Annotated in this window: 17 protein-coding genes, 1 tRNA gene and 1 pseudogene; 15 read left to right on the top strand and 4 right to left on the bottom strand. The window is 36.8% G+C overall.

From position 1 onward, the window contains the following. Positions 1-290, top strand: a 290-nt coding sequence (locus BM294_RS01330) for a transposase (protein WP_139225832.1), incomplete at its 5' end; no start/stop codon positions are given. Between the two features lie 671 nt (positions 291-961). Here the strand turns inward: BM294_RS01330 and BM294_RS01325 are convergent. Then, the gene (locus BM294_RS01325) at positions 962-2218 is read right to left on the bottom strand and encodes a hypothetical protein (protein ID WP_091204122.1); all 1257 of its coding nucleotides are present in this window, start codon (positions 2216-2218) and stop codon (positions 962-964) included. Positions 2219-2670: 452 nt separating this feature from the next. On the opposite strand from BM294_RS01325, the gene BM294_RS01320 reads away from it, so the two are divergent. The 5 genes from BM294_RS01320 (at position 2671) to BM294_RS15775 (ending at position 4107) form a co-directional block, all read left to right on the top strand. After that, complete coding sequence (locus tag BM294_RS01320) at positions 2671-2934, top strand: hypothetical protein (protein WP_091204121.1); 264 nt, start codon at positions 2671-2673, stop codon at positions 2932-2934. A 128-nt stretch (positions 2935-3062) separates the two neighbouring features. Beyond that, positions 3063-3332: a damage-inducible protein J gene (locus BM294_RS01315; RefSeq protein WP_242944379.1), complete on the top strand. Its 270-nt coding sequence runs from the start codon at positions 3063-3065 to the stop codon at positions 3330-3332. 2 nt (positions 3333-3334) lie between these two features. Beyond that, positions 3335-3691, top strand: coding sequence for a hypothetical protein (locus BM294_RS01310; RefSeq protein WP_330389732.1), 357 nt, complete (start codon positions 3335-3337; stop codon positions 3689-3691). Then, positions 3684-3962 carry a DUF4160 domain-containing protein gene (locus tag BM294_RS01305; protein WP_091204119.1) on the top strand — a complete coding sequence of 93 codons (279 nt, stop codon included), beginning with the start codon at positions 3684-3686 and terminating at the stop codon, positions 3960-3962. Before BM294_RS01310 ends, BM294_RS01305 begins: the two co-directional genes overlap by 8 nt. A gap of 78 nt (positions 3963-4040) precedes the next feature. Beyond that, positions 4041-4107: transfer RNA gene (locus BM294_RS15775), tRNA-Trp, on the top strand. Between the two features lie 617 nt (positions 4108-4724). Here BM294_RS15775 and BM294_RS01300 read toward each other — a convergent pair. Then, positions 4725-6116, bottom strand: a complete 1392-nt coding sequence (locus BM294_RS01300; RefSeq protein ID WP_091204117.1) for an IS4 family transposase — start codon at positions 6114-6116, stop codon at positions 4725-4727. A 177-nt stretch (positions 6117-6293) separates the two neighbouring features. Between BM294_RS01300 and BM294_RS01295 the strand changes: the two genes are divergently transcribed. The 4 genes and pseudogenes from BM294_RS01295 to BM294_RS16770 form a co-directional block, all read left to right on the top strand. Next, positions 6294-6710: a DUF6465 family protein gene (locus BM294_RS01295; protein WP_139225831.1), complete on the top strand. Its 417-nt coding sequence runs from the start codon at positions 6294-6296 to the stop codon at positions 6708-6710. Between the two features lie 72 nt (positions 6711-6782). Beyond that, positions 6783-7613: a hypothetical protein gene (locus tag BM294_RS01290; RefSeq protein WP_091204114.1), complete on the top strand. Its 831-nt coding sequence runs from the start codon at positions 6783-6785 to the stop codon at positions 7611-7613. 224 nt (positions 7614-7837) lie between these two features. Beyond that, complete coding sequence (locus tag BM294_RS15625; RefSeq protein WP_139225830.1) at positions 7838-7984, top strand: ADP-ribosylglycohydrolase family protein; 147 nt, start codon at positions 7838-7840, stop codon at positions 7982-7984. 5 nt (positions 7985-7989) lie between these two features. Further along, a pseudogene (locus BM294_RS16770) lies at positions 7990-8283 on the top strand (ADP-ribosylglycohydrolase family protein); the annotation flags it as partial. A 65-nt stretch (positions 8284-8348) separates the two neighbouring features. On the opposite strand, the gene BM294_RS16765 reads toward BM294_RS16770, so the two are convergent. Continuing rightward, positions 8349-8720 (bottom strand): cation:dicarboxylate symporter family transporter, encoded by a 372-nt coding sequence (locus BM294_RS16765; protein WP_442950771.1) that lies wholly within the window; start codon positions 8718-8720, stop codon positions 8349-8351. A gap of 340 nt (positions 8721-9060) precedes the next feature. On the opposite strand from BM294_RS16765, the gene BM294_RS01275 reads away from it, so the two are divergent. From BM294_RS01275 to BM294_RS01260, 4 genes are all read left to right on the top strand, one after another. Then, positions 9061-9798 carry a hypothetical protein gene (locus BM294_RS01275; protein WP_139225829.1) on the top strand — a complete coding sequence of 246 codons (738 nt, stop codon included), beginning with the start codon at positions 9061-9063 and terminating at the stop codon, positions 9796-9798. Positions 9799-9926: 128 nt separating this feature from the next. Further along, the gene (locus BM294_RS01270; protein ID WP_091204109.1) at positions 9927-10169 is read left to right on the top strand and encodes a hypothetical protein; all 243 of its coding nucleotides are present in this window, start codon (positions 9927-9929) and stop codon (positions 10167-10169) included. Positions 10170-10722: 553 nt separating this feature from the next. Next, on the top strand, positions 10723-11535 hold the full coding sequence (locus BM294_RS01265) for an SDR family NAD(P)-dependent oxidoreductase (RefSeq protein WP_175494396.1): 813 nt from the start codon (positions 10723-10725) through the stop codon (positions 11533-11535). A 137-nt stretch (positions 11536-11672) separates the two neighbouring features. Continuing rightward, positions 11673-12254, top strand: coding sequence for a YcxB family protein (locus BM294_RS01260; protein ID WP_091204105.1), 582 nt, complete (start codon positions 11673-11675; stop codon positions 12252-12254). 90 nt (positions 12255-12344) lie between these two features. On the opposite strand, the gene BM294_RS01255 is transcribed toward BM294_RS01260, so the two are convergent. Further along, the gene (locus tag BM294_RS01255) at positions 12345-12782 is read right to left on the bottom strand and encodes a hypothetical protein (protein WP_139225828.1); all 438 of its coding nucleotides are present in this window, start codon (positions 12780-12782) and stop codon (positions 12345-12347) included. 272 nt (positions 12783-13054) lie between these two features. Here BM294_RS01255 and BM294_RS01250 point away from each other — a divergent pair, with 272 nt between their 5' ends. Further along, positions 13055-13432, top strand: coding sequence for a hypothetical protein (locus tag BM294_RS01250; RefSeq protein ID WP_091204102.1), 378 nt, complete (start codon positions 13055-13057; stop codon positions 13430-13432). The last annotated feature ends 279 nt before the right edge of the window (positions 13433-13711 follow it).

The raw sequence follows: 13711 nt of genomic DNA, 5'->3' as shown, positions 1-13711 counted from the left end.
CATCATGGCGAAACAACTGGCCTCAGCTGTCCACGTATTTCAAGTATCCAGGAGAAATCCGAAAACTGATATACACAACGAATTCCATTGAGAATTTTAACCGGCAGCTGCGTAAAGTGACCAAATCCAAGACGATCTTTCCGACAGATGATGCCCTGTTCAAGATGCTCTATCTAGCGATGACGGATGCCACAAAAAAATGGACCGGAAAGTCATGGGAATGGGGACAGACACTTGATCAGCTCTGTATATATTTCAGTGATCGAATCACCCCGGAAGACATTGAATAACCACTGATCAGGCTGTATATAAAGGGTAAAATGAACGCCCGTTAGGAACGGGCGCCCTTGACATACATCCATCTCAGTGGTAGACAATAGCTAAGAGACAGAACAGCATTTTATGCCGCCTGCCTCTCTCAATAATCTTTAATAGATTAAATCAAAACGAAATTTTTATCATCAATTCAATCTGTTTACACAGAATTTTTTACACTACCGAGAAACCTGCACCCTATATAAGAAAAATCTCTAAAACTAACAAACCCCTTATAAACACTAGACTTTTCACACTTTTGAATTTGTTTCAAATCTTTGAAGTAATCATGTGATTGGCTAGAGTTTATAAGGGTTTTAACGATATCCAACTATTAATGATATTCCTATATACAGATAGATGTATCTGTTCTGGTCATAAAATCAAGGTGTTATTTTTCTTGGGTGAGTATTCCGGACTGGATTACACCGCCTGTCCGGTCATAGGAAACCGGTATTCCGGAGTAGGAAACCGCAATTATGATTTGTGTCAAATCCATCATGTCCTGTAAAGCCTGCTAGTGCATCGCTTACGCGACAAGGGCTTGACAGGACATGCCAGATTTGATTAATGGCAGCTAAGCGGTTTTAAGGCAGTTTCCTATCACCGGAATCATGGTTTCCAAAATACTGGACAGGAAGTTTTACTAAAACGGAATATTCACTTGGGGATCAAGCCACATATAGTATTCTCCAGTATCATCTCTATCTATTCCTATAATCATGACTTCTGTATCAGAATTTACGGTATTAGATTTTTCTGGAATAATCTCAACAACACGTCCATTTGTATTTGGAAGTTCTATATATTTATATCCAAAGTATTTAAGTCCTTTATAATAATCCACATACATATTCCAAGACTCATTTTCATCATGATTATCTTTTGCCGAACAATAGGAATAGGAACTCGTCCTAGTCGGATCATATTTGACTCTATCTGATCCAACTAGATACACAGGTGTAGGTAAATCGTGATTTTCTTCAAAGAATTTTTTGTCTGGTCCGTAGATAGATGCCTTACCTGTGACTACTATATGTTGAGCTTCAACCTTATCATTAGCCACCACAATAGGAGTTCCTGTTCCCCATTCACTTTCTCCAACATATTCTCCGTATACAGTAACGATATCATTATCATTGAATTGAGTAAGATCCACGTTATTCCATGTGACAACAAGCAATTTAGCATCTCCTGTCTTGTCAGATAAATTAATCAATAAACAATCATCTTTTTCTGACGTATTATGTCCATTTACACTTCCACTAAAATACACAAGTTGACCTTTGGAAACGTTATCAAGCCTCTGTGAATCTTTGAAATTATCGGCTGTGATTTCAATGGCTTTTTTTACAAATGCGTCTTTGTCAAAGGCAGCAGAAGTGTCATCCACAGCTGTTGTTTCTTCAGTAGAAGTTTCAGAGTTAAGTATTACAACAAGCAAATGACCTGTAGGAGTATAATAGGTTATTCCAATTTTAGGATCAGTAATAATAACATTATCATCTACTCTGCCTTTAATTCTAAATCCTTCTGATTCAAGATATGCTACGTAATCCTCGAAAAATTCATGTTTTGTTTCATAAGCATAATATTGACCAGGAACAGACTCTTCAGGGACATATTTGTAAGCATCTTGGTTATTCATATACCTTAAAGGTGTAGGAAAATTTTTATATTCTTCAAAGTATTGCTTATCTGGTCCATATAATTCTAAGTCTTCTTCAATGGTTGTTTCTTCTGTGGAAGTTTCAGTGATTTCCGAAGATTCTGTATTGTCACTAGACTCTTCAGATACACTTGATTCATCAGAGTCGTTCTTCTTACAAGACGTAACGGTAAGAGCAGTACAAATTGCCATTAATAAAAATATTATTCTCTTATTGTGAAAATATTTCCGCATATATGCACCTCCATGCACAAAAACACATATCTCTTGGTATATTTCGGCTTAATAATAGATTTTATTAACAAAGGATATAAAGCCTTAGAAGCCATATATAGACGTTTTACGGTGAGGAGTGATAAAGTGTAAGGGCAGGGTTTCAAGACTTCGTTAATCTTATCCTACGCACTGTGAGAGCCACTATAAGAATGGAGATATAAGATGAATGACAATGACTTTATTGTACAATTCACAAAAGGTGCGTCAAAACTTACCGTTATAAAGAGAAGGTGCGTTAAATGTCGAAGATTTAATTAAAAGTGCGTTAAAAGTCGCTGATATACCGATAAATGTAGATGAATGGAGTTTAGCGATTTAAAGTCACAAAATGGGATTTATCCTGATAATATATGATGAATTGTAGTAATCATTAACGCGTAAAGTAAGAAAAAAACAAGGAGGTCAAAGATATGACCAATGAGCAAGCTTGGAATTATGCTATAGGTATGATAAAAGTTGATGGTCTTGAACCAACAGAAGACTTTAAGCAATATATAGAAAAAGAAAAAAGAGGAGAAGTTACTACAGAAGATTTAAAACGATACTTAGATGAGAAATACAAGATGAAAGATCAAAATGATATCGAACAAGCTTTGTCAGAAGCTGATGAGTATGCAGCCTCAAATCCTGAGAGATTAACCCACGATGAAGTTTTTGGATTCATCCAACCATAAACAGCATTTAATCAGCTGTTTGTAATAAGCCAATATGCCTTCCATTTTCACGTGCTATAGCACTCAAAAAGCACTTGATTGTTTCCGCTCACTCTGAGATAATATTTATTAGAAGGAGGCAAATAGAAATGATCTCAACCACAGAAGAAATGACAAATTTCACATTTAAAATAGATAAAAAAACCAGAGAAGGATATAGCGCACTTTGTGAAGCTTTAGGACTATCTATGTCCGCTGCAACACTTGCGTTGATACGACAGGCAGTACGTTCTCAGAGCATGACATTTTCATTAAAAGATTCCAACGGCTTTACCTTAGATGAGGCAGCAGAGTTGAAACGTCGAATAGAAGACATTGAAAAAGGCAAGGTATACCAGCACAACATCATCGAGGACTAATAATGAGGAATCTGTTATGGCAGTCTGATGCATGGACAGAGTATGAAGCTATACACTATGATATTCAGTTAAGAGAGGACAATATTTCCATGATGTACCCATACATAACGTTAGGAGATGGAACTGAAATAGTTCATTCACACATTATAAATGACGGAGATAAACAAAAAGTTATAGTTCATTTCGAAAAGCCTGTACCGGATGGTTTTTTAGATGCAAGATGCGAGCTACCTGAGTACAAATGGACTGAAAATGAAGGTTTTTCAGAAGAAGATATAGCTTTCTTCACGAAATTCTTAGAAGCAAATGCCCATTTGTTATTCAGATATGCAGCAGAAGGAGGCATAAACATTGCCTAGTCTATTCAACATCGGAAGCTACAAAGTATATTTCTGGGCCAATGAGAACAATGAGCCTATTCATGTTCATATATCCAAAGGACAGCCTTCACCGGGTTCAACAAAAATATGGCTCACAAAAAATGGTGGTTGTATTCTCGCTAATAATAACAGCCGTATTCCGCAGAAGGAGCTGTCAGAGCTAATGGAAGTTATCTCTGCTCAGTTTTTTGTAATTTGTTCTGCATGGAAGAATTTCTTTGTGGTTGATGAAATTAAGTTTTATTGTTAATACCTAAGAACTGATTTATACCCCGTTGTAAACACATTCAATCAGGTCTCCAATGAGGTCTCCAAAGCCGAAAACCTTAGGAAATCCAATGGTAAGATATCGGTCTCCAAAACCGCTCATGGGGGTTCGAATCCCTCAACCCCTGCTCCTAAAGAGGGCAGTAAATCAAGGATTTCCGAGTAATCGGGAATCCTTTTTTGTTGTATATTGACATGGATTTTTATCAAAAAAGGTCACCGGAGGTCACCAAAGAGGTCACCAAAAAATACTTAACAGGGTGAAATCAAGGCAAAAATGGCAAAAGCTTATCTTGAGACTCAGCAAGATATGTAAAAAAACTTATGAGAACTATAAAGGTATTAAGTTTACCTGTATACTGATTACAAGTTTAGGAAAATAAATAAGACTCAGTTGGCATCAGCTCTTGAGATCAGCATACCTACATTAGACAAACTATTGAAGGATAAAGCTTTAGCATGAGAAATGGTGATTCGACCGTATCATATAAAGGTACGGTCTTTTTGTTTGCTTATAGGAGGGTAGGTCTATTTCTGAGACGGTTTATTATTCTCACTACTGCCCTATGTGCTTCATCCACACAACTGTTTAAATTTATTTTATACTAGAAGTTTTTATGTAAATTCTTAATAGGATATTATGGAAAAATTTTTTCATAGCTTTATAATAAAAAACTTAAACTTCCCACATTAAAAGTGGGCTTCGCACCTTGAAAACTCTATATTCTGGACCATAAAAATATAATTACGCCACTTTATAGTTGCTCGTAAGCGCATCCTGCATATATTCAGGTAACCTAAAGAAGAAATCCTTATAGATTTCATCCACCTGCGCATCTGTGATTTGAAGTACGTTTTTTATGCTTTCAGTCATTGCTTCTATCAGAATAAACATAGAATGTTGGAATGAAATGTCCTCCATTTCGCTTAGAAGTACATAGAAGATTTCACCTATTGTACGTTCATCCTGATCTTTTCGCTGATATACAGAAAGGTACATGTATCTTGTAAATACGATAGCAACATGAGCTGTCAGCGCATCGTATGAAAGGCTGTGACATTCAGTTCTGAGCTTTAGCAAAGATTTGCAAGTCTTGAAAAATACCTCTATGTTCCATCTTTTGCCATAAATACGGATTATTTCACTTTCCGACAAGGACATGTCAGTGCATATGATCGCAAGCCAATCCTTTTTATTGGAACGGTTGCGAACACAAACAATTCTTGCAGGTATAGATGGTTCATCATCAGTTCCTTTACCTACAGTTACATCTACAGAGAGAAGGTATTTTGAAAGACCTCGACGTTTCTTGTTTTGGGCATATATCTGTTTTATGTTGAGTCGCTGTCCTTCATATCCATAAGCAATCCTGGAACTGATCTTGATCATGGCAATGGAATCCAGTCCCATTTCCTTGATTTTCACCAATGTATTAGGAGTCGAAAACAAGCTGTCAAAAAGAACATATTTGGCTTTGTGCCCGGCATTTAATGCGTACTGGAGCAACTCCAAAACAACTACTGGGGCTTTTGTTACAGCTAATTTTCTTCTTTTTCCTGCAAGAGAACGATTATCAGTTTTTGCAAAATCTCCAAGCTGATTATCTACTTTAGAAGATGCAAGGAGACAACTGTTGATTGGAACAAATGAATTCCCATCGGACCAGCCAAGTGTCAGTAGCCTAAAGCCTTTTTTGAACTTCATTGAAACATGATCAAATACCTTGGACGCCATCTGTGTATGTTTATATCCGGCTCTCTCATAAAGAGAATCATCGATGATAAATACATCTGCACGTTCATCACTTGTAAGAGGCTTGAAGAAATTCCTGATTACTGCTAATGCAAGAAGTGTTGTAAAACGAAGCCAGTTAACTCTTGGATCATTCAAAAAACGATAGAAAGTATTTTTTGAAAAAGAACCTGAAAATTGATTTGACTTCATCTGCATATACAGGCTGCTTCTGGAAAATACATTCGCAAGTTTGTATCGAAAGATACTCATCACAGGAATTCCCTTTTGTTTGTTGGCATTGGATTTACGAAGTAGGTTTCCAACCTCAAATGTTGAAATAAAATCTGAAATTGAGCAATTTATTTCTTCCTCTGAGTGCTGTCCCTGTGATAAGATATGCATATGGCGTAAGTCCTTTCTTGGTAAATGTTTTGTAGCAAATCCATTATACCTCATTCGAAAGTGACCTATGCCTTTTTTATTTGTCTAAAATATAGAGTTTTCAAGGTGCATCACACCTTTTGGGTGTGGGAAGTTTGAGTAAAAAATTGTAACATATTTTATGAAAGGGTTATGAGTATGGAAGAAGTAAATGTAATTGATCCGGTAACAGCAGAAGTTGCTAAGGATGAAAAGACAGCCAAGACAACGCCAAAGAAGAGAGGGCCTAAGCCAAAGAAGGACACAACTCCTAAGAAGAGAACTACAAGAGCAAAGAAAGACGCCGTTGTAGAAGCAAAGAAGCCAGTGGCAGAGAAAAAAGCTCCGGCAAAGAAGGCAGCGCCAGCTCAGAAGTTTAACTTCACAAGAACTGTATTTGAGTTTAATAAGATGCAGTTTACAGAGGACACTATCAATAAGAAGGTTCTGGATTATCTTGAGAAACATCCGTATATTCACGCTGAGAAGATTGAGACATTCGTGAACCTCGAAGAAGGAAAAGTTTACTTCACAGTGGACGGATACGGTAATCCGGATTTTTCAATTAGTCTGTGATCAATGATTTTGAATAAGCTATTTGCAAGAAATTGTGGGTAGCTTATTTTTATGTATAAAGGAGATTCTAAAATGGGAAATAAACTAATAGGGTTAGTACTATTATATTTAGTTTCTAGTTTTTTGGCGACGAGTGCAATAACGATTGGTTTTTCAGAATATGAAAACAATAAAGGTTTTGATAATATGTGCGAATTTTTTGATCGTGCCAAACCATATTGCGTATTTATGTTTATTACGGTTATCTTAACCGGAATACTTTTATTTTTAAAGCAATCTCATCATATAACAAGTGATTTCACTTTTGCAATGTTTAGTCTTGCAAGTGGTTGCATTATTAAATTCATATATTTTTTATATCGAATTGATTGGAAAATTCGATCATTTGTTGGTAATTACATAAAGAATATAACATTGCTTAAAACTGCCTCGAAAGCAGAGGGGAATATTTATAAAAGAGCTTTTGATCTGACTATAGAAGACATAGATGTAAAGCGACATAAAAATATGGATGTACGTGAAGAAAAGTTTATAGGATTTTTATCATTAATATTTCTTTTAACATTTTGTGCATTTCAAAAAGGTATGGTCGAATCAAGAAATATTTGTATTGTGATCATAATTAATAACATTTTTGGCTTTATTCCCAACCTTGAGGACGTTCTAAACAATATAAAAATAATAATACCTCAGCGATATTCAGATTGTTGTTTTGTAAGTATGGGCATTATAATAATTGGAATGAATTTTTATATTAATGCAGAATTTCATGACTCACCATATATGCTTAATTCTTTATTAATTGCATTAGGGGTAGGAATGGGTGCTGGATTAGGAGTCTCATTTCTCTATTTTATATTTAAAGAGAATCAAAAAGCTAAAATATGTAACACTAAGCCATAAGTACCATTTACTACATATTAAATGTTACCTAAAAAGGAAGTCTGTTAACAGGCTTCCTTTTTAGGTAACATTGATACAAATGGTAACCTTATGCCAACAAAGCCTATAATAGCTAACAAATGATACAAAACAAATACATCTATATGATATGAATCGTAAGAGTCTTAATTGTGCCCGAAAAAATGCCAGATAAGAAAATTGGATATATAAGTTCGAGGAACGATATGAAACTTGTTAATGGCAGAGATATAGAGGATTTAAAAAAAAGAATACAAGAAAAAGAAGTTTACCTAGATAAGATCCGTGGTTGTTTCATCGGAGGATCGGTAGGAAATGCCCTTGGATATGCCATTGAATTCCAGAATGAGTAACAGATATTTTCCAGATACGGAGAGCGCCGGGAAATACGTGCCTTTCTGCATTACACATAAGACAGGGATCATCTGAAGAATCCTACATAAATTCTATATTGAATAACAGCAAGGGGTGTGGTGGCATCATGAGAGTTTCTCCATTGGCCCTTAACTACAATCACAAAGGTATGGATAGGCTCGATTTGGAAGGAGCAGAGTTGGCAGCCATAACTCATGGTCATCCTCTCGGATATATGCCTGCAGCTGTTCTCACACACATTATTAACAGAATTGTATTCGATGAAGGAAAAAGTGCACTTAAAGATATCATTTTAGAAGCAAGAGATACAGTGGCAAATCTGTTCCATGGCATTATTCATCTTTATGAGTTGACACAAATCGGAGGACATTTTACAAGTACTGATGTCAAAAGCCAGAACAAGATAGCCATAATGAGGACTATTACTACAGTAATAACCAGCGGTTTCCAAACAGAAAATATAATCTCTGTACTCCCATGCCAGATTTGGCTTAGCAGCATAACGAATACATACAGAGGGATAAAGCTACAGATAGTTGAAACTATTGTACGCATAAGTACAGACCACTCGTCTATTAAGGTTCGGATATTATTACCTCGTTCTCCGATAGCAACGATTCCAATGCCTGCAAATAGGGCGATGATAATAATTTGCATTGTATTTCCGGTCTGAAAGGGTGTAACAGGATCGCCGGGCAGAATATCAAATATCATTTGACTGATCTGATCAACAGTCAGACGTATTCGCTGAACATTACATCTTTCCATATTAATTTTGTATAGATAATCCTGGACTTCGCAGGATATGGTATCAACTGCCTTCTCGTTCAATAAAATGGATTTATATATCAATGACATAATGTATCACCCATAACTTATGTTATTCTGCTGAAGAATTAAAACTGTACTGTATAAGTTTACTCAGTTAAACCAGAGAAGATATTAAGGTTTATTCCCGGATAAGAATATGTCGATATTTTTCAAGAATGGCGATTTCTTTCCCATCATGCTTTAGTAAGGGTAATTCAACATTTCAAGAAAGATTAAGTGTATTATGAGAAACTTTAAAAAATCCATTAGCTATCTGACTCTGATTTGTCTGCTGAGTTGTTTTCTGACAGGATGTCCTTCTCCCGGAGATGAATCCAAACAGGCGGAACAACACGTACGCCAGGCTATTTCTATGGCGGAAGAGGTGAAGAAATATTATCCCGATGCTTTGATCAAGGCTGACACTTTTTATGGCATCAGTGGAGTTAATACAGGACCTGATCACCTTATGACAGATTGGGTGGAGGGTACGTATCTTAACGGAGGAACAGAAAATATTCTGATTAATGTTATAACAAGTGATATCTATGTCACCTCCGAATGGTCAGAGGTGAATTCTTATGGAATGAAATATGTCAGGGCTCTTTACAATCTTGATAGTACAAACCTTAACGGTACGGTCTACGGGTATATTGAAAAGCCATATTGCATTGATGATCCGGATAAATACGGTAATCTGAAAATCTGTAATATGCTGGCGCTGGGAACGATGGCTAATGAAGATTTCGCCCGTGATTTATTTAAAAATGAGGATTACAGTTTCCTATATGAGCTGGTTGTGAACGAAGATGTGGATATGAATATATTTGAAGAAACGGATTACAGTTCACTGGGAAGCAACGTTCATATACAAGTGAAACAGTATGACAATGAATACTTCAGACATATGGATACTCCATATTATACTGACTCCCAAGACGATAAGCCCATAGCAGTCTTTGATTCTCAAACTCATTCATGATAATTGATATGGTAATATGGATGTATATGATAATTACAGTGGAGGGCTCAAATGACAATTCAGATTGGTGAAACAGCCCTCAGTATGATGGCGTACAGGTATGGAAGTTTTCAGACACACAGCTCATAATGCAGAGGGGTAAACATTACCGTTTCATACCTGCTGCAGTTATTGAATCTGCTTTGGAAATCATCAAAAAATATGGTATCGATAAGATGGACGAGAATAAAAGTCTCATGCCGGGAGTTTGTGGCGGCAGTCAGTCGGTAAGTTTTTGGGATGGCGAAAAGATGGTTGGAGCTTCTACGGACAGCATTCCGGGCGTGTCAGGCGCGTACTATGAACTGATAGCCCTGTTTACGACGAAGTAAATTCATTTTTAAAAGGTCACATAAAATATGTATAATTCCAAATTTCAATAAATGTTCATGTGCATGATGGAGAAGTAGAGATTAGATCTGAAAAATAAAGTCTTGGAGGCTGTTTGTATGGAAGAAAAATACTGTGAGCTATGAGTTGTTTTCTTTTGAAGATGCAAGAAAAAATATTAAACCGGGAAGTCTTGCAGCCGAATTTCTGAATGCTTATCTCTGTGAAAGATAGAACAGAACCACAATCCGGACACCGCCATATGATGACCCTAATGGGCCAATCATTAATTATGTTGATATTTCAAAATTTGAAAATGGAAATTATAAAGTCTATATTGGAGAAAGCTATAAGGGCGCGCCAATTGATACAGTTTCATCTATAGATCCTTTCGTCCCATGTTATATTGTCGGCGAATATAAAGGGAACCTTACCCTAAGGTATCTGTTATTTGACGGTTTTGATACGGTTTATGTATCGGATTGGCTTTTGCCGTATTAATCGTGTATGGATTATAATAATAAATACAGAGCACTTATTTCGGAGGTGATACAAATGGTAGATTACGGATTAAGCGGCAGAGTGGCTTTAATCACAGGTATAAATAATCCTCAGGGCATTGGCGCAGCAACAGCTTTGGCATTTGCAAGAGAAGGTGCAAAGCTGGTTTTGGTGTATAAGAAAGTAGACCGACCGTTTGATATAGATAAGACAGACAAAAACGGAGTGGACAGATACTATGCGGCCAATGCCGGTAACGCGGATTATCTGGAAGAAAGACTCCGGGAAACGAAAACGGAATATTTGATCCTGGAACGCGATATTTCTCATGAAGATGCCGTAAAAGAGATTTATACATCAGCCTTTGAACGATTTGGAAGAGTAGATATCCTGGTCAATAATGCTGCAACAGATGATGAAACCGGTTGCGACACCATAGAAGCTGTCACTCAAAATGTTATCAATGATACATTTGCGGTAAATGTCCGGGGAAGCCTTCTGATGATAAGGGAATTCGTGAAACATCGCGGCGATTACGGAAGAATTCTTAATGTTTCCACAGATGCAGCACAGATTTTTGCAGGTCAGATCACTTATGGCGCAAGCAAAGCTACGATGGAAGCATTAACACGCAGTATTGCCCTTGAAGTGGCGAAATACGGAATAACCGTTAATTGTATTGCTCCGGGACCGACTCAGACAGGATGGATAGATGAGGATTTTGAAAAAGTGGTTATTCCGCTGATTCCTATGGGAGAATTGATCCGACCCCAGGATATTGCTGAAACGATGTTGTTCCTGGCAAGTAAGCAGGCAAGGATGATCACGGGACAGGTTATAAAAGTTTCCGGTGGGAAAGCTTTGTAATAAGACCAGAATACAGGAACCTCATACTGTATCTGGGGAGGCAGTTCTCTAAAGGGATTATTTGTGAAGATTTTCTTCCATATAAGTGAAGGATTTAGTCCATTTAGTGAAAATGGGGCTGTACTGTGATAAATTTAATGACATCAATCAAAGTAGGACATTTTGAACATAAGAGGGGTATTACAGAAATGGAAACTGCATCCAAGTGGACTATAGAAGAGTTAAAGAAATATCAGTGGGCAACTTTGTTCAGCATGCATAAGGGCTATATTTGTTTTATATTGATTCTTGATATACTGTCTATGATAGCCGCAGTTACTGCATTTCATTATGGATATCGTATTCTGACTGCGGAATTCATCATATTTATACTCATCATACCTTTAGTAATATATCTCATCACCATGTACCGGGTAAAAAAGAATTACAAATCAAGTAAATTCCTGCAAACCACCGTTACAACCTTTAAATTTGCAGAAGACCGATTCGAAGCAATAAGTGAAAGAGGACATTCTGTTATCCGATATGATGATCTCTACAAAGTAATAGAAACAAAAACAAACTTCTATCTTTATATCAGCAATAATCAGGCTCTAACTGTAATAAAGGCAAACTGTTCCGATGAGCTGGTATCCTTTTTAAAAAAACTCAGTAAATCAAAAGGTAAGATATCGGACTCTAGAACAGCTCATGGGGGCGAATCCTTCAGTACATCTTGATAAAAGGGCATTTGAAAAGGACTTTCGAATAATCGGAAGTCCTTTTTTATCCGGAGAGTAGTCCTCTCTAATATCGCAGCTTTTTATACCTTATTGAATTCTCGTATAAGTATTACGGTTCTCCAGGTACAAATCCAAAGTACCGTTGTCATACACTTCAAGGCCTCTGGTGCCGTATCCACCTTCGTCCCAATACATCGTTTCCTCGGATAAAACAAAATCTATCGCCTGATTATTCATGAATACAGTTATGGTTTCCGGATCTTTTCTCACAAGAACAATATTTTGTAACCCCGGTTCTATGGTGTAATAGTTTCCAACTCCTTCCACCAGTCCGGAAGTGAATGTATACGTTCCATCAACCTGAGGGCAATCAGCAGCTGCTCTGTATAAACCGTAAGTTCCATCAGCATTCACGTACCACCAGCCGCTTACGCTGTCACCGACCCAGCTTCCTGCCATTGAAGTCACCGCCATGGCACAAATACTGCCCAGAGTCACCATCAGTAGTTTCAAGCCTTTTTTCATATCTGCTCCTTTCTCTATACTCGCCTTTTCCATTATATCCAATAAACAAATGGATATTGTATATTACGATGCAATGTTTATTTAAGCATAATTCAGCCATTATTAATCTTTCTATTAAGATTTATGATAGTTTTGCTATAAAGAGTTTTATTTCCTTGAAGATCAATATTATGCCGAGGATTATTCATGTCGAAGTATCAGAGGAATGGTTAGTTGAAAAATGAAATGTTAAAGAAACTGCTTATTATTTAAGAAGAAGGAGGACCACCAACATGAAAATAACGACCTTTAACCCTCTCATTGTCACCAGAGATGCCGAATCAGCTATTGCTTTGTTCGAGAGTCTGGGTTTTGAAAAACGTCACACAAAGGAGAGCATAGGCATAGATAATGTCACAGATGTTCGTATGAAGAATGCCAATGGCTTCTATGTGGATATTTCTCAGGGGCACAATGAATACACTATGATCCGCATGAATGTTGATGATCTGACAGAAGCAATCGAGTTTCTGGAGGCACGCGGATTCCATAAGGCACGGCATGCGGCTGCAAATAAAACAGTTGATACCGGTTCGTCCAGATTTAATATCATGGTATCTGAATCCGGATTTATACTTGCTGTTTCACAGCATACCAAAGATCAGGAATAATCCACGATATATCTTATATTAATATACTGTACTTCAGTGTTGCCATGTAAACTCACAGAAAAGCATTACCAGAATTTCCGGATAATATTTCCGAATGAAGCATTATATAAACAGCCTTAATCCTCCAATCTATCCGGTGGATTAAAGCTGCTTTATTTGTCATTCCGGAAATTATTTCTTTTTATCGAAAAGAAAACTTAATAAAAATAGCGGGATATATTCAGACTGATATGTGACAATATAAAAGACACATTTTGATCACACATCATTTGGAGGGGA

Origin of the sequence: Oribacterium sp. WCC10, from assembly GCF_900113415.1 — a bacterium.
GTDB lineage: Bacteria > Bacillota > Clostridia > Lachnospirales > Lachnospiraceae > Oribacterium.
Note: the sequence above shows the minus strand (reverse complement) of the source record. Positions and strands in the feature narration are given on the sequence as shown.

Excerpts from the sequence above, each read along its gene's own strand:
- BM294_RS01325 (WP_091204122.1), bottom strand. The coding sequence starts at position 2,218 with ATGCGGAAATATTTTCACAATAAGAGAATAATATTTTTATTAATGGCA.
- BM294_RS01260 (WP_091204105.1), top strand. The coding sequence starts at position 11,673 with ATGACATCAATCAAAGTAGGACATTTTGAACATAAGAGGGGTATTACA.
- BM294_RS01315 (WP_242944379.1), top strand. The coding sequence starts at position 3,063 with ATGATCTCAACCACAGAAGAAATGACAAATTTCACATTTAAAATAGAT.
- BM294_RS01250 (WP_091204102.1), top strand. The coding sequence starts at position 13,055 with ATGAAAATAACGACCTTTAACCCTCTCATTGTCACCAGAGATGCCGAA.
- BM294_RS15625 (WP_139225830.1), top strand. The coding sequence starts at position 7,838 with ATGAAACTTGTTAATGGCAGAGATATAGAGGATTTAAAAAAAAGAATA.
- BM294_RS01255 (WP_139225828.1), bottom strand. The coding sequence starts at position 12,782 with ATGAAAAAAGGCTTGAAACTACTGATGGTGACTCTGGGCAGTATTTGT.
- BM294_RS01265 (WP_175494396.1), top strand. The coding sequence starts at position 10,723 with ATGGTAGATTACGGATTAAGCGGCAGAGTGGCTTTAATCACAGGTATA.
- BM294_RS01320 (WP_091204121.1), top strand. The coding sequence starts at position 2,671 with ATGACCAATGAGCAAGCTTGGAATTATGCTATAGGTATGATAAAAGTT.
- BM294_RS16765 (WP_442950771.1), bottom strand. The coding sequence starts at position 8,720 with ATGATATTTGATATTCTGCCCGGCGATCCTGTTACACCCTTTCAGACC.
- BM294_RS01270 (WP_091204109.1), top strand. The coding sequence starts at position 9,927 with ATGCAGAGGGGTAAACATTACCGTTTCATACCTGCTGCAGTTATTGAA.
- BM294_RS01300 (WP_091204117.1), bottom strand. The coding sequence starts at position 6,116 with ATGCATATCTTATCACAGGGACAGCACTCAGAGGAAGAAATAAATTGC.
- BM294_RS01290 (WP_091204114.1), top strand. The coding sequence starts at position 6,783 with ATGGGAAATAAACTAATAGGGTTAGTACTATTATATTTAGTTTCTAGT.
- BM294_RS01310 (WP_330389732.1), top strand. The coding sequence starts at position 3,335 with ATGAGGAATCTGTTATGGCAGTCTGATGCATGGACAGAGTATGAAGCT.
- BM294_RS01295 (WP_139225831.1), top strand. The coding sequence starts at position 6,294 with ATGGAAGAAGTAAATGTAATTGATCCGGTAACAGCAGAAGTTGCTAAG.
- BM294_RS01275 (WP_139225829.1), top strand. The coding sequence starts at position 9,061 with ATGAGAAACTTTAAAAAATCCATTAGCTATCTGACTCTGATTTGTCTG.